This window comes from Novosphingobium sp. EMRT-2 (assembly GCF_005145025.1).
Classification (GTDB): domain Bacteria; phylum Pseudomonadota; class Alphaproteobacteria; order Sphingomonadales; family Sphingomonadaceae; genus Novosphingobium.
The window spans coordinates 417,925-432,995 of sequence record NZ_CP039695.1 but is presented as its reverse complement, the minus strand read 5'-3'; the positions used below and the strand labels follow the sequence as shown (position 1 = coordinate 432,995).

Here is a 15,071-nt window from a genome sequence, read left to right as displayed (position 1 = left end):
GATCGTCTCCCTCAGCGAACCGGCTTCAGCCCGGCAGGGCCTTCGACGGTGATGCGCAGATCGCGGAAGCAGGACAGGAAAGCGTCGTCCTCGGGAATCAGCAGATTGCGTGACCGATGGGTGTGCCACATGGCGCGGTCGATCACGATATCGTCGCCATCCCAGCGCGCATCGTAGCGGCCATAGAGGTAACGGCCTCCCGCGCCTCCATAGGCAGCGCCATCGCCAGTATCCTGCCGACAGAAGCCGACCGAGAAGGACGTCGCGGCAAAGCCACTGGCCAGGAAGTTCAGCACGATCCGGTCGGTGTAGCCGGTCTTCACCGAATCCCCGACATTCACGCCCGAAAACCTGAGGCCACCATCTTCAATCGTCATCGTCAGCGAAGTGTTGCTTTGCCAGCGGACAGATTTTTGAGGGATGCCGGCAAAGTCGATCACCTGTTCCTCGCGCGCGGCCAGGAAGCGCGCGGTCATCGGCGTGGAGATAAGCTTGCCGCTCTTCAGGCGAACCGTAAGGCCCACGCCCTGAAGATCAGGTTCGCCGCGCAGGCCCTGGGGAAAGTAGACCTTGATCTGGCGGTTGTTCCAGCTTTCGACGCGCAGTTCCGGGCGGGTCTTGAACGGTCCGGTCAGGAACACCCCGCCTGGCACATCGCCAAAGCCGTTGCCGGTGATGGTGTAAATTGCCGGGATGTCGGCCGCGCTTGGGGTGAAAGTCACATTGGCGATGGTCCGGCCATTGATAGTGGTCACGCAATCCTCGCAGATCGGACCCGGCACCGGCCCCATGCTTCGCAGGGCGGCAGCTTCTTCGCGCAGTGGCTGGCGACTATCCGGCCGATCCGTGCGCACCCGGCGGATGTTTGGGGCAAGGCTTGGCGGGATTGCGGTGGGGGTAGCTGGTCCGCGCCTGGCAAGCGGCCCTACCTGCGCGGCAGCGGTAATCGGTTCGAACAGGGTGAGGCTGGCAAGGACGAGGCTGAGGGCGGATAGTCGTTTCATGGAGGTTCCCTTCTGACGGAAAGTGGGATGGCTGCATGGCAGGGGCGGGCGGGATGGGCGCCGGAGGCCGCCCGTCATGGGACGGGGTTTCCGTTGCTGTCGAACACCTCTTCGGTGACCGCGCCCACGCGGCGGTAGTCTGTGCCATCGAAGGTGAAGCGCAGCGTGATCTGGAAGTGGTTTGCCCCCAGCCTGCCGAGATAGGGACAAGCGACTATGGCCCGCCCGCTAGGTTCCTCGCCAAGGTCACCCAGGAACGGCCCCTTGTCGGTGAACAGGCCGGTCACCCCGCGCCGGGACATGGCGCGCAGGCCTTCCTGTCTGATCGCTGCCCCCGGTGGGCAGGCCGCGCCCAGTTCGCCCACCACCATGGCCCAGGGGCCGGTCCGCCCTGCCCGGCGAATGGCGAATTCGAGGAATGCAGCCCCCGCCGGCACTGGTGACCCTTGAGCTGCACAGTACCATGAGCGCCCGGCAGGGCCTTGCGCGCCCTCTTCGGAGATCAACGGGAAACATCCGGCCATGCGGCCGACAGACGTCCCCCTATAGTCGTCGCTGCGCGCCATCGCCCGGTTCACCTGCGCCGCGGTGGGAAAGCGGGGCGCGGCCAGCGCTGTCGGTCCCGCCGTGAGAGTGGTCAGGCCGAGCGCGCCAGCAATCAGGGTTTTCGAGGCAGGGCGCAATCGCCGTGTGGGCAGGTGTGGGGTTCCGCTCATCGTCCGACACCTGAGGGTTCTGGCTGCACCTTGATGCGCAGCAGATCGTCCAGCACCCGGCGCAGTCCGACCGGTGTCTTGCGCGACATCGCAATGCTCTGCGTTCCGGTCCTTGAAGTTCGCACCAGGGCGCAAAGGCGGGCATCGGCCCGCGGCATGGAAGGTCGCACCGGAGCCGTGACCGCATCGAACCCGCTCGCATCCATGCGCGCAGACAGCGCTCGCACCTCCTGCGGTTCGATCCGGCCCGTCGAAACGCGCCCGGCCACGCGCGCCACGACGGTTCCCGCAGTGGACACGGTGATATCACGTTCGAGCGGAACCAGCCCGCCCGTGCACGATGCGCGGATGGTGATTGGTTGCGATGTATCCGGTGGTAGCAGGCGCGCCGCAGTGACGGCCCCGACAGCATTGGTCAGGATCAGGCAGATCGCCGCAAGGGAGATTGAAGAAGCCATGTCTCTTGCCTCTTTCAGGATCGGCATGGCCCGGGACAGTGTGCGCTGCCCCGGGCCATCCCGTTACCAGCCGAAGGTGATCCCGGCGCGCCCGCCCGCCGATCCCCGGATTGTCGATCCGGCAAAGCCTCCGCTGACCCAGACATGGTCGTTCACCCGCGCGACCACGGCACCGGAAAAGCCCTGTTCGCCGCGATAGGTAGCGAGATTGAACGAGATGGCGACGCTTTGCCCTTCGGGCAGGAACGCGTTGCCGATGGCCATGGCGGCGGCGATCCCGCCATTGGCTTGGCGGGCTTGGCGTTCGAGAGCGGTCGTGCGCGAATCGATGCCGTCGACACGGCCCGCCAGAGCATCGACCCGGTTAGAGATGCCCGTCGTCTGCGCAGCCAGCGTGGCCAGCTGGCCCTGAAGGTTGACGATGTCCTGCGGGCCGACCGACGAACTGGTAACGCGCCCCTGCGCATCCACCTCGGTGAACTTTGGCGGCGCAGGCGGGCCTTCGCCACCACGGGCGAGCCCGGCGAACGTGTAGGTCGAACTGGAATTGCCCAGCGCCACCTCGTTTTCACGGCTTGCCTGCGCGCCATTGCCGATCGCCACGCTGCCCGCCAGGCCTGCCTCGGCACCGTTGCCGATGGCGATGGATGAATCTCCGGCATTGGCCTGGTTGCCGATGGCGACCCCGCCAGCGCCGCTTGCAGTGGAAGCATTGCCAAGCGCCACGGCTCCATCGCCGGTCGTGGTATTGTCCTTGCCAATGGCGACCGCGCCGGTTCCCGTGGCAAGGTTCGGATCGCCGATCGCGACTGCACCATTGCCCGCGGCGACATTGCCCGCGCCGATCGACACGGCCTTGCCCTCGGTTGCCTGCGCGCCTTCGCCCATGGCCACTGCGGCGTCGCTGTCGGCCACTGCACCCGATCCGATCGCCAAGGCATTGCGCCCGGTTGCGCGGGGCCGGACCGACCCTTCGCCCGAGTTGACCGCGATGTAATCCGTGCGCGAAAGCGCATTGTTGATCTGCTGCTGGGCGGCGATGGCGGTGATATAGAAATTCGCCTGCAGGGCATTGAGCTGGCCCAGATTGACGGCATCGGTTTCGGCAAGCCCGGCGGACACGTTCGTCAGGCGGCGCTCGTTGCCGATGGTGCCGAAGGAGACGGTGCCTTCCTCGTTGGCCACCGAACCGGCCCCAATGGCGACCGAATTGGCGGTAGTGACCAGCGCGCCATGCCCTAGCGCCGTGCCGCGCGTGGCCTCGACAGTCGCGCCGGTGCCGACCGCCGTTGCATAGTTCACGATCGGGAGCGTGTTCCCGGCAGCGTCATAGCGGCCAGATGCAGCGGCATAATTGCCGAGCACGAGATTGTTGTCGCCATTGGAGGTGGACAATGCACCGATCACGACATTCCCGGCCGGCTCATTTTCGGGCAGGCGGACAGGCAACTGTCCCGTTCCATCGCCCGCGTTGACCGCGGCCGAAACGCCGATGGCAATCGAGTTCGCCTTGGCGGTGAAGCTTTCTGACCCGATGGTTACGCTGCGATCCGCGGTGAAGGCACTGTTAAGCCCGGTCGCCAACGCGGAATTGGTGCCCCTGCTGTTGATAAGCGTGGTCCCTGCGCCACGGACAATCACGTCATTGCCGATGGCAAGGCCACCATCGGCGGCAACAGTGGCACCACGGCCCAGCGCGACGGCATTATTGGCGCTGACCAGCGCAAAGGCGCCGATCGCCGTGCTGTTCTGGAAGGTGTTGAACAGGTCGGGCACACCCACAAGCGCACCGCCGCCCAGCGCCACATTGCTGAGGCCCGATGCGCGGGCCAGATAGCCGACGGATACGCTGCCGATCGGACCGGCCGCCGGCTGTATGATGACCGGTCCGGCTGCCATGGTAGAGCTTGCAACGGAGAACGCGCCCAGTGCGACGCTGCCCGGCGTCGAGCCCATCGCAAAAGTGCCAGTGCCCAGTGCGACCCCATGCCGATTCTGTATAACGGAGAACGAGCCGACTGCCGTGCCCTGCGTCGAATTGGGATCGATAATCGCACCAACGCCAACGGCGGTTGCGCCCTCCGCCAACGCGGTGGAACTGCTACCGCATTCGGTAGCCGCTTGCACAACGGCGCCATCATTGCACTGTGGCGTGGCATCGGCGTAGGCGGCGGTGGCAGCGCCAAGCGACAGCGCAGCAACCAGGGCTGCCTTGCTTGCGCCGCGCAAAAGAGACTCGTGTGTCATCGTACAATCCTCGATCAATTGAAGTTCGGTTTGGACGCGACCCGGCGAAGGCCAGCCCGCCCGCGGCGGTCGGCCCGGAGCGGCCCCGCTCGTTGCGCCGGGGTCCGCGAGTTTCAGGAAAGGATCAGCGCAGTGTCGCTGCTATCGCGAAGGTCAGCAGTCGCCCTTGCGCACGCCTTCGGTGGTCATCTTTCCCATCGCGCCGCTGGTCATGGTCGTCGTCGAACTGTCGCCACGATAGTCGGTCGAAACAGACATCTTTATGCCGCTGCATGTCATGCCGAAGGCTATGGTCGAACCGTTGATCCTGACATCGTTCAGCGTGCAGGAATCTTTCGCCGCCTGTTCCTCAAGCGCCTTGCGGATCTGTTCGTCGCTGCCGTTGACAGTGCGATCGGCCTCTTCCTTCGAGATGCAGCGGCTTTCCTGCGGGCCTGCCACCTTTGCCCGGTCCGATGTCGTCTGCCACAGGCCGGGGTTCAGGCTTGGCCGCGTAGTGCCACCGGCCATTGCCGCGGCGGGACTCGCGCTGCCCGCCTTGGTTTGCTCAGGTTCCGGGGCGGAGCCGCACGCCGTCGCCAACATCACGCAGGTTGCCATCAGGCAGGATCGGAAAGTCATGCTTGTCGCCTCTTTTGGGTGCTGCATGACGTTTGCTAAAACAGTTCCGGTAGGGTGTATCTCACCCGAACTGGGTAGCGTGATTTGTGACAAACCACACTATAAGCCACAGGTTCGTGCAAACAGGGGCACAGCATGATCCGAATCACCATTGTGGAAGATGATCCTGTGACTTTGGGACGCATTGAACACAGTCTTGTCGGTCTGGAGGACATGACCGTCGTCGGCACTGCCGCCAATGTTGCGCAGAGCCACCCGCTGATCGCGGCAGGCGGCTATGACGTGTTGCTGTGCGACCTTGGCCTTCCCGATGGCAGCGGCATCGATGTGATCCGCGCCAGCAGCACCGTCAATCCTGAAGCAGACATCATCGTCATCACCGTATTTGCCGAACAGGCCAAAGTGCTGAACAGCATCAAGGCAGGCGCGCGCGGCTACCTGCTCAAGGACGAAAATCTCGATGGCTGTTCCGAACGAATCCGTGAAGTGCGCGCTGGTGGCTCTCCCATCAGCCCGATCATCGCCCGGCAATTGCTGCGCCAGCTGGCCCCGGCCACAGCGTCCGACGGACCCGAGGTTGCCCTGACTCCGCGCGAGACGGAAGTGCTCAACATGCTGGCCCGTGGCTTTTCCTATGGCGAGATCGCCGACATGCTGCATCTCTCGGCGCAGACCATCGCCACCCACGTCAAGAACCTGTACCGCAAGCTTGAGGTACGATCCCGGTCCGAAGCCGTGTTCGAAGCCAGTTCGCGTGGCATAATTTCGCTCTACTGATCCGGTATCGCCGCGTTGACTCTCTTGCCGCCCGCATTCCCTTCGGCCACCGCCATGCCACGGCTACTGGCGCGATTGTCGGCGTTTCTCGTGGGCATTGGCTTCTGGATCGTCGCCAGCGCCGTCCTGCCTCCTGCCGTGCAGGCAGCGCAGCCGGCGAGCGCGGTGGTGCATCTGTCAGACAAAGCCGCCGTATCCGTGCCGGCAGGCGATTACCTCTACAGCGATGCGCAGCAGCCTCCCACGGAAGGCTGGCAGCGCGCCAGCGTGCCCTTGCTCGATCTCTATGCCGCGCCGCGCAACCCCCAGCCACGCGTAATGTGGGTGCGCTTTTATCTGGACACAGACTTGCCGGGCTCATCGCGCGCTGCGTCGGTCAGTGCCGTCCCGATCGCCTGGACCGCCGCCTACATGAGCGAGCGCTTCCGCTTCTTCATCAACGGGAGGGAGGTTTTCCGCAACTACGCCGACCCGGCGGACCTTCCGGTGTCGACCTTCAAGCCGCAACTGGTAGGACTGCCGGCGGCCTTGATCCGCCCTGGCCGCAATGAAATCGCAATCCGGCTCGAATCCGCAAAGATCTACACGCTCGGCGTCAGCCGCATGGAAATCGGCCCGGAAACAGCGATCCGCAAAATCTACAACTGGCGCTACATCACCCAGTTTCAGGGGGTGCTCGTCTCCAATTCCATGCTAGGTATCCTCGCCCTTTTTGCGATCCTGCTGTGGTTGCGGCGACGGCAGGACGCCACACTGGGCTGGCTGGCGCTGCTCGGCAGTCTGTGGTTCATCCGCAACCTGCGCTATTACTATGAAGCGCCGCCGGTTCCGATCGACCTATACTGGCATGTGCAGATCAACATCATCTTCGCAATGATGGCCGTATTCTACTGCTTTGCAGCCCGCTTTCTGGACATCCGCAACCGGCAGCTGTGGACCATCGTGTCGCTAGGCATCGCCGCGACCGCGATCGTCAGCCAGTTGGTGCTGACCAGCCTGGGCGTGGGCGATGTCTTCAGCCACCTGCTCGTCATCCCGCTGTCGATCGCCATCCTCGTCGTGTTCGGCCGGGCCGCTCTGGTGAATCGCAAGCCCGAGAATATCGCGATGTTCACCGCTGCGGCGATGGGCATCGCCTCGGCCATCCACGATTTCGGTCTCGGCATGAAGGCGTGGCAGGGCGTGCATTTCGCGCTGCTTCCCTATGCGGGCGTGATGATCTTCCTGGTCTTTGCCTTTGCGCTGGGCCGACGCCTGATCGATGCACTGGGCACGGTCGAGAACCTCAACGTCATCCTCGAAGAGCGGGTGGCCGTCGCCAGCGCCGAACTGGAGCGCAATCAGAAGCAGATCCGCGAACTCGAAGTTGCCGTGGCGCTAGAACAGGAGCGCGAGCGGATCATGCGCGAGATGCATGACAGCGTCGGCGCCAACCTGATCTCCGCACTTGCTGTTGCCGAACATGGCGATGCATCCCGCCGTACAGTCGCCACGCTAAAGCGTTCACTTACCGATCTCAGGATCGCGGTCGATTCGCTCGAACAGGTCGATGGCGATATCACCCTGCTGCTGGCCAGTTTCCGCTATCGCATGGAGCCGGAGCTGCGCGCTGCGGGCTGGCGATTTGACTGGCGGGTCGAGAACGTGCCTGCCCTCGAATGGCTGGATTCGGCCAACGCCCTGCACGTCCTGCGCATTCTTCAGGAGGCGCTGAGCAATGCACTCACCCATTCCGGGGGCAATGTCATTACCTTCACCTCGCGGCTGTCATTCCGTGAAGGGAGACCCGGTGCCGAAATCATTCTCGCTGATAACGGTGCGGGTCTTGATCGGTCCCTTGGTGCTGATGTAGCCCGACCGCGCGGGAAAGGTCACCATAACATGATGGTAAGGGCAAAGGCCCTGGGTGCTCAGTTAACCATCGTAAACGCAAAGGAGGACGGGACACAGGTTTCGCTCTGGCTCCCGCTATTCAGATGACACAGCAAGACGCCTCCGGCGTACAAAACGTGTTTGTTGCTCTCCGGCGGCGCAGTCTGGCTGCACACGCAGCAATCGGAAATCTTGCTCCATCTCGAAAATTGGAATTACCGAATCCATAACGGTCGCTGTTCTTCTTTGTGCGTGCCATGCTGGACTGTTTTTTAGAATAGAATCGGTAGGTTCCGATAAGATCAGTGGCTAAAGCATGAGTCCCGAAACGGCGTGCGTTGCGAAGAATTTCGGGCGCTTGCGTACGAAAGCCTCCAGTGCAGGAACCCGCGGCCTAGGGTCAGGACCCCGGAAGCAGCCGGGCTGCTCTTGGCGGAAGCAGACGTTCATTGCTCTAATCAGGAATGACCGGGTCTGGTCGGCTCTCGCCCTAGCACCCCAACCTTCGATTAAACCTCACACCCCCCCAACAGCCACTCCCCCAAGTCCCGCTTCGCCCGCGCCGTGTACGCCTCCTTGCGCACTTTCTTCTTCACGCTGGCGTCCACCGGCGGGAACAGGCCGAAGTTCACGTTCATCGGCTGGTAGCTTTCCGCCTCGGCGTCGCCGGTGATGTGGGCGAGCAGCGCGCCGAGCGCGGTGGTGCGGGGGGGCGGGGTCCAGGGGCGGCCGGCGAGTTCGTGGGCGGTCATCAGTCCGGCGAGCAGGCCGACCGAGGCGCTTTCGACATAGCCTTCGCAGCCGGTGATCTGCCCGGCGAAGCGGATGTGCGGGCGGCTTTTCAGGCGCAGCTGCCGGTCCAGCAGCGTGGGCGAATTGAGGAAGGTGTTGCGGTGCAGCCCGCCCAGCCGCGCGAATTCGGCGTTCTCCAGGCCGGGAATGGTGCGGAACAGCCGCACCTGTTCGGCGTGCTTCAGCTTGGTCTGGAAGCCCACCATGTTCCACAGCGTGCCGAGCTTGTTGTCCTGCCGCAGCTGCACCACGGCATAGGGCCAGCGCCCGCGCGGAAATTCGGGCGTGGCGCTGTGCGGGTTGTCCAGCCCCACCGGCTTCATCGGCCCGAAGCGCAGCGTGTCCTCGCCCCGTTCGGCCATTACCTCGATCGGCATGCAGCCATCGAAATAGGGCGTATCCGCTTCCCATTCCTTGAACGCGGTCTTCTCGCCATCGAGCAGGCCCTGCCGGAACGCGATGTATTGCTCGCGGTTCATCGGGCAGTTGATGTAGTCCTTGGTCTCGCCCCGGTCCCACCGGCTCGCCATCCAGCACACGTCCATGTCGATGCTGTCGCGGTGGATGATGGGGGCGATGGCATCGAAGAACGCGAGCGCGTCCGCCCCGGTCGCGCCGCCGATGCTCTCGGCCAGCGCCGGCGCGGTGAGCGGGCCGGTGGCGACGATCACCGGACCCTGCGCCGGCAGCACGTCCACCCGCTCGCGCACGATCTCCAGGTTGGGCAGTTCCGCCAGCGCCTGTTCGACTGCCGCCGAGAACACCTCACGGTCCACGGCGAGCGCCGAGCCGGCGGGCACGCGCGCCTTTTCGGCCGCCGCCATCAGCAGGCTGTCGCAGCGGCGCATTTCCTCGTGCAGCAGGCCGACCGCGTTCTTTTCGTGATCGTCCGAGCGGAAGCTGTTGGAGCAGACCAGTTCGGCCAGGCCCGTGCCCTGGTGCGCGGCCGTGGTGTCTCCCCCACCGGGCAGGTTGGCGCCCCGCATTTCCGAAAGGCGCACGCGCACGCCGCGCCGGGCGAGCTGCCATGCCGCCTCGCTGCCGGCCATGCCGCCGCCGATGATGTGAACCTGATGCGTCATGTCTCGCGCATTGGCATTGCCTTGCGGCGCGGACAACCCCAAGGTGCGCGGCCATCACGCGGGAAGGACGGTATGACAGGTCGCGCATTGGCCGAGCGGCGGCCCTGGCTGCTCGCCAGCCTGGTTTTCGGCATCAGCTATGGGTTCATCGCCGGCGGGGCGGTGCCGGGGCTGTACCAGATCGCGTGGAAGGGCGCGGGCGTGGGCCTGCTCGCGGTCTATGCCTGGCTGCACCACCCATCGCGCGGGGCGCACCGGATCGCGCTGGTCATGGCACTGGGCGCGCTGGGCGACGTGGTGCTGGAAGTGGCGTTCACCGCCGGCGCGGCGGCGTTCCTCGCGGGCCACCTCGTCGCCATCGCGCTCTACCTGCGGCACGGGCGGGGCGGGGCGGTGAGCCTGCGAGACAAAGGGCTGGCGGTCGCGCTGGTCGTCGGCATGCCGGCGCTGGCCTGGCTGCTACCAGCGGACCGGGCGATGGCGATGCAGGTCGCGCTCTATGCCCTGCCGCTGGGCGGGATGGCGGCGGCGGCGTGGCTCAGCGCCTTTCCGCGCGGACGGGTGGGCGCGGGCGCGTTGCTGTTCGTCGCGTCGGACCTGCTGATCTTCGCGCGCATGGGGCCGCTCGCCACCAGCCCGCTGCCGCACCTGCTGATCTGGCCGCTCTATTACTTCGGCCAGTTCCTGATCTGCACCGGCGTGATCGCCACGCTGCGCCGCGAAGGGGAGTTCAGCGCGGAGTAGTGCTCCTGCGCCTTATCCCGCCACCGGCAGCGCGATCGCGCCATCCGGGTGGCACCGCAGCGGACCATAGGCGATCGCCGCATCCAGCGGCAGCTCGGCGTAAATATGCGGGAACAGTTGACCGCCGCGCGAAGGTTCCCACTTCACCGCGTCTCCCAGCGCATCCAGATCGACCGCGACGATGTGCAGATCGTCCTGCCCGGCGAAGTGCTTGTCGATCGTTTCGGCAAGCTGTGCCTCGGTGGACAGGTGGATATAGCCATCGGCCAGATCGACCGGCGCGCCCCGGAACACGCCGGCATGCTCCAGTTCGGCCATCTGCGCCGCGGTCAGCACCTTGTAGGCGACGGCAGAGGTCATGCCTCGGACGGCGCCTCGCCTTCGCCGCCTTCTTCCTCGGCCAGACGCACCGCGCTGACGACGTGCTCGTCATCGGCGACGTGGAACAGCCGCACGCCCGCGCTGCCACGCCCGATCACGCGCAGCGAATCGAGCGGCAGGCGGATCAGCTTGGCCTGATCGGTAACGAGCATCAGCTGGTCGGCCTGCACCGCCGGGAAGCTCGCCACCACCGGGCCGTTGCGGCCGATGTTGTCGATATTGGTGATGCCCTGGCCGCCGCGGCCGGTCCGCCGGTATTCGTAGGCGGACGATAGCTTGCCATAGCCGTTGGCGCAGACGGTGAGGATGAACTGCTCCTTCTCCGCCAGTTCGGCATAGCGCTCGGCGGCCATCTGCGGTTCGCCCTCCTTCTCCGCCTTCCACGGGGCGAAGCGGAGATAGTCCTCACGCTCGTCCTGATCCTTCACGCCGACGCGGTGGAGGATCGACAGCGAGATGACCTCGTCGCCTTCCTTCAGCGTCATGCCGCGCACGCCAGTGGAGGTGCGGCTCTGGAATTCGCGCACGTCGTCTGCCGGGAAGCGGATGGCCTTGCCCTGCCGGCTCGCCAGCAGCACATCATCGCCTTCGGACAGCAGGGCGACGCCGATCAGGCGGTCCTCGCTCTCTTCCTCGAACTTCATCGCGTACTTCCCGTTCGACGGGATGTTGGCGAAAAGGTCCATGGCGTTGCGGCGCACGTTGCCCTTGGCCGTGGCGAACATGACGTGGAGCTTGCTCCATTCGCCTTCGTCCTCCGGCAGTGGCAGCACGGCGGCGATCGTCTCGCCCTGGTCGAGCGCGGGCAGCAGATTGACCACCGGGCGGCCGCGCGTGGCCGGCCCGCCTTCGGGCAGGCGCCACACTTTCAGGCGATAGACCTTGCCGGCGGTCGAGAAGAACAGCACGGGCGTGTGGGTGCTGGTGACGAACATGTTCGCGACGGCATCCTCTTCCTTCGTCGCCATGCCCGAGCGGCCTTTACCGCCCCGGTTCTGTGCGCGGAAGGTGGAGAGCGGAGTGCGCTTGATGTAGCCATCGAGCGTGATCGTGACGACCATGTCCTCGCGCTCGATCAGGTCCTCGTCGTCGATCCCGTCCGCCGCCGGCGCGATCAGCGAGACGCGCGGCGTGGCATAGGCATCGCGGACCTCGATCAGTTCCTGGCGCATCACGCCATAGAGCTTCACGCGGTCGGCCAGGATCGAGAGGAACTCCTCGATCGCCTTGGCCAGCACTTCCAGCTCGTCACCGATCTCGTCGCGGCCGAGCGCGGTCAGGCGGTGGAGGCGCAGGTCGAGAATGGCGCGGACCTGCGTTTCGGACAGGCGATAGCTTTCTCCGCCGATGCTGGCGTCATGCTCGATTGCTTCGACCAGCCGGATATAGGGCGCGATCTCGCCCATCGGCCATTCGCGGGCGAGCAGCGTTTCGCGCGCCAGCGCCGGGTTGGCCGATCCCCGGATGATCCGCACGACTTCATCGAGATTGGTGACCGCGATGACGAGGCCGAGCAGGATATGCGCTCGGTCCCGCGCCTTGTTCAGTTCGAACTTGGTGCGCCGCGTGATCACTTCCTCGCGGAACCGCACGAAGGATTCGATGATGTCCTTGAGGCTCAGGATTTCCGGGCGGCCGCCGCGGATCGCCAGCATGTTGGCCGGGAAGTTCGATTGCGCCGGCGTGTTGCGCCAGAGCTGGTTGAGCACCACTTCGGGCGTCGCGTCGCGCTTGAGGTCGATGACCACGCGCACGCCTTCGCGGTTGGATTCGTCACGGATGTCCGAGATGCCCTCGATCCGCTTGTCCTTGGCGGCTTCGGCGATCTTCTCGACGAGGCCGGACTTGCCGACCTGATAGGGGATCGAGGTGAGCACGATCGAGCGCCGGTCGCCCCGGCCTTCCTCGATCTTGTGGCAGGCGCGCATGATGATCGAGCCACGGCCTTCGTGGTAGGCCTTGCGCGCACCGGCGGCGCCCAGGATCAGCGGCGCGGTGGGGAAATCCGGCCCCGGAATGATCTCGATCAGTTCGTCGATCGTGATCAGCGGGTTGTCCATGTAAGCAAGGCAACCGTCGATCACTTCGCCCAGGTTGTGCGGGGGAATGTTGGTGGCCATGCCGACCGCGATGCCGCCCGCGCCGTTGACCAGCAGGTTGGGAAAGCGCGCGGGCAGGACCGAGGGTTCCTGCCGCGAACCGTCGTAGTTGTCGGTGAAATCGACGGTATCCTTATCGAGATCGTCGAGCAGCGAATTGGCCACGCGCGCCAGCCGCGCCTCGGTATAGCGCATCGAGGCCGGCGGATCGGGGTCCATCGAGCCGAAGTTGCCCTGGCCGTCGATCAGCGGCAGTCGCATCGACCAGTTCTGCGTCATGCGCGCGAGCGCATCATAGATCGCGCTGTCGCCGTGCGGGTGATAGTTGCCCATCACGTCGCCGACGATCTTGGCCGATTTGCGATAGGGCCGCCCGGCGACGAAGCCGCCTTCCTGGCTGGCGAAGAGGATGCGGCGGTGGACCGGCTTCAGGCCGTCGCGCACGTCGGGCAGCGCGCGGCTGACGATCACGCTCATCGCGTAATCGAGATAGCTGGTCTTCATTTCATCGACGATGTCGATCCGCTGGAATTCGGGTTCCGGCGCGGGGGCAGGGGGATCGATGATGGTGGTGTCGTCGCTCACGTCGGTGGCTATTTCGCTCTAGTTGTCAGGATTGAACCTTCGCCCTAGGACAAACAGGCGCGAATGGCCAGCAACGCCGGGAATTTCGGGCCGTTACGGCGGGAGTTTTCCACACATGCGACAGGTTGACCGCGTTGCGGGACGAAGCGCCGTTCAATCGCGGTTCACTGCGCAAAAGGTATCGCCGGAGCGGTTGCAAAGGTCATGGATCCGCGCCACTAGCGGAGCCGGCCACAAGTCAATGAACGCCGGCCGGGGCAGGGTGCAGAAGCGATTCCTCGAACGCTTGCCTTCGGGTTTCCGGGTCGAACAGGAGAATGCATGATGCGGGTTTCTTTCGGGAAGTTTGCCAAGGGTGGTGCAGCCCGCATGGCGCTGGCGACCGCGCTGGCGACCGGCCTTGTCGCGGGCGGAGCGACGCTGGGCGCGACGGCCGCCATCGCCAAGGAAAAGGAAGCGGCCAAGGGCGGCGCCTTCTCCAAGGAATTCATCGCCGTTGCCGGGCCGCTGCAGAAGGTTCTGGGCGATGCCGCCGCCGCCAAGGCGAAGGGTACTTCTGACGCCGATATCAAGACGCAGCTTGCTGGCGCTCCGGCGCAGCTGGCAGCCGCCGAAGCCGCGATCAAGAACCCCACCGACCGGATGACGGCAGGCCAGTTCGCCGTGAACCTCGGCGGCATGCTGGGCGACATCGGGATGCGCGAACGCGGCATCAAGAACATGCTCGACAGCGGACTGGTGCCCGCCGACAAGGTCAGCGAGTACCAGTTCTATCTGGGCAACTTCGCCTATACGCAGAAGGACTGGCCGGTCGCGGTCGATGCGCTGACCAAGGTCGTGCAGGCGAACTACAGCGAGGACACGGCGGCCGAACTTCTGGCGGATGCCTACGTTCAGCAGGGCAAGCCGGCAGAAGGCCTCCAGGCGCTCAAGCTTGCCGTTGACACGCGCAAGGCTGCCGGTGGCACCGTTCCCGCCGACTGGTTCAAGCGCGCCAACCTGATCGCCTACAAGGCGAAGCTGGGGCCGCAGGCCATCGAATGGTCAACGATGATGGTCGAGAACGATCCCTCGCCGATCAACTGGCTGGGCGCCGGCCAGCTGACCCGCGAATTCGGTACGTTCACCAATCAGGAATCGCTCGATCTGGGCCGCCTGATGATGCGTTCGGGGGCGTTCCAGAGCGATCCCAAGTATCTCGAACGCGAATACGTCGAATATATCGAGGCCGCTGACCCGCGTCGTCTGCCGGGCGAAGTTCTGAAGGTGGCGGAAGCCGGCGTCGCCGCCGGCGTGCTGCGCGCGAACGACCAGTTCGTGGCGGATGCGATCTCGCAGGCCAAGGGCCGCATCGCGGCGGACAAGGCCTCGCTGCCCGGCCTGGAGCGCGATGCCCGCGCCGGCGCCGATGGCAAGGGTGCGCTGGCAACGGCCGACGCCTACCTGTCCTATGGCGATGCCGCCAAGGCCGAGGATCTCTACAAGCTGGCGATCCAGAAGGGCAACATCGACAAGGATCGCGCGCTGACCCGCCTGGGCATCGCCCAGTGCGATGAAGGCAAGTACGAGGAAGCCAAGGCCACCTTCGCCCAGATCACCGGTGCCGTCCGCGCACCGCTGGCCAAGCTGTGGACGGTTTACGCGACCACCAAGGCCGCCAAGTAACCGCTGGCGCCAGGTGTATGAAAAAAGG

The 15,071-nt window shown here is 65.1% G+C and carries 12 protein-coding genes; 4 read left to right on the top strand and 8 right to left on the bottom strand.

Annotation, left to right across the window (positions count from 1 at the left end; translation table 11 throughout):
• Window positions 1-11: 11 nt before the first annotated feature.
• The 5 genes from FA702_RS02250 to FA702_RS02230 form a co-directional block, all read right to left on the bottom strand.
• On the bottom strand, window positions 12-1,004 hold the full coding sequence (locus tag FA702_RS02250) for a hypothetical protein (protein WP_136954838.1): 993 nt from the start codon (window positions 1,002-1,004) through the stop codon (window positions 12-14).
• Between the two features lie 74 nt (window positions 1,005-1,078).
• A complete protein-coding gene (locus FA702_RS02245) occupies window positions 1,079-1,720 on the bottom strand; it encodes a hypothetical protein (RefSeq protein WP_136954837.1) in 642 nt (213 codons plus the stop codon).
• Window positions 1,717-2,178, bottom strand: a complete 462-nt coding sequence (locus FA702_RS02240) for a hypothetical protein (RefSeq protein WP_136954836.1) — start codon at window positions 2,176-2,178, stop codon at window positions 1,717-1,719. Before FA702_RS02240 ends, FA702_RS02245 begins: the two co-directional genes overlap by 4 nt.
• A 63-nt stretch (window positions 2,179-2,241) precedes the next feature.
• Window positions 2,242-4,425 carry a YadA-like family protein gene (locus tag FA702_RS02235; RefSeq protein WP_136954835.1) on the bottom strand — a complete coding sequence of 728 codons (2,184 nt, stop codon included), beginning with the start codon at window positions 4,423-4,425 and terminating at the stop codon, window positions 2,242-2,244.
• Between the two features lie 153 nt (window positions 4,426-4,578).
• Window positions 4,579-5,046 (bottom strand): DUF3617 family protein, encoded by a 468-nt coding sequence (locus FA702_RS02230; RefSeq protein ID WP_168195977.1) that lies wholly within the window; start codon window positions 5,044-5,046, stop codon window positions 4,579-4,581.
• Between the two features lie 135 nt (window positions 5,047-5,181).
• Between FA702_RS02230 and FA702_RS02225 the strand changes: the two genes are divergently transcribed.
• Together FA702_RS02225 and FA702_RS02220 are read left to right on the top strand one after the other, a co-directional pair.
• Window positions 5,182-5,823: a response regulator transcription factor gene (locus FA702_RS02225; protein ID WP_136954833.1), complete on the top strand. Its 642-nt coding sequence runs from the start codon at window positions 5,182-5,184 to the stop codon at window positions 5,821-5,823.
• A 54-nt stretch (window positions 5,824-5,877) separates the two neighbouring features.
• On the top strand, window positions 5,878-7,803 hold the full coding sequence (locus FA702_RS02220) for a 7TM diverse intracellular signaling domain-containing protein (RefSeq protein ID WP_136954832.1): 1,926 nt from the start codon (window positions 5,878-5,880) through the stop codon (window positions 7,801-7,803).
• Between the two features lie 401 nt (window positions 7,804-8,204).
• Here FA702_RS02220 and trmFO read toward each other — a convergent pair whose 3' ends face one another.
• Window positions 8,205-9,569: a methylenetetrahydrofolate--tRNA-(uracil(54)-C(5))-methyltransferase (FADH(2)-oxidizing) TrmFO gene (gene trmFO / locus FA702_RS02215; RefSeq protein WP_136954831.1), complete on the bottom strand. Its 1,365-nt coding sequence runs from the start codon at window positions 9,567-9,569 to the stop codon at window positions 8,205-8,207.
• Window positions 9,570-9,641: 72 nt separating this feature from the next.
• Here trmFO and FA702_RS02210 point away from each other — a divergent pair, with 72 nt between their 5' ends.
• On the top strand, window positions 9,642-10,313 hold the full coding sequence (locus FA702_RS02210) for a lysoplasmalogenase (RefSeq protein ID WP_136954830.1): 672 nt from the start codon (window positions 9,642-9,644) through the stop codon (window positions 10,311-10,313).
• 12 nt (window positions 10,314-10,325) lie between these two features.
• On the opposite strand, the gene FA702_RS02205 is transcribed toward FA702_RS02210, so the two are convergent.
• Window positions 10,326-10,673 (bottom strand): DUF952 domain-containing protein, encoded by a 348-nt coding sequence (locus FA702_RS02205; RefSeq protein WP_136954829.1) that lies wholly within the window; start codon window positions 10,671-10,673, stop codon window positions 10,326-10,328.
• A complete protein-coding gene (gene gyrA / locus FA702_RS02200) occupies window positions 10,670-13,378 on the bottom strand; it encodes a DNA gyrase subunit A (protein ID WP_136954828.1) in 2,709 nt (902 codons plus the stop codon). Before gyrA ends, FA702_RS02205 begins: the two co-directional genes overlap by 4 nt.
• 321 nt (window positions 13,379-13,699) lie before the next feature.
• Between gyrA and FA702_RS02195 the strand changes: the two genes are divergently transcribed.
• Window positions 13,700-15,043, top strand: a complete 1,344-nt coding sequence (locus FA702_RS02195) for a lipopolysaccharide assembly protein LapB (protein WP_255504679.1) — start codon at window positions 13,700-13,702, stop codon at window positions 15,041-15,043.
• Window positions 15,044-15,071: the final 28 nt, after the last annotated feature.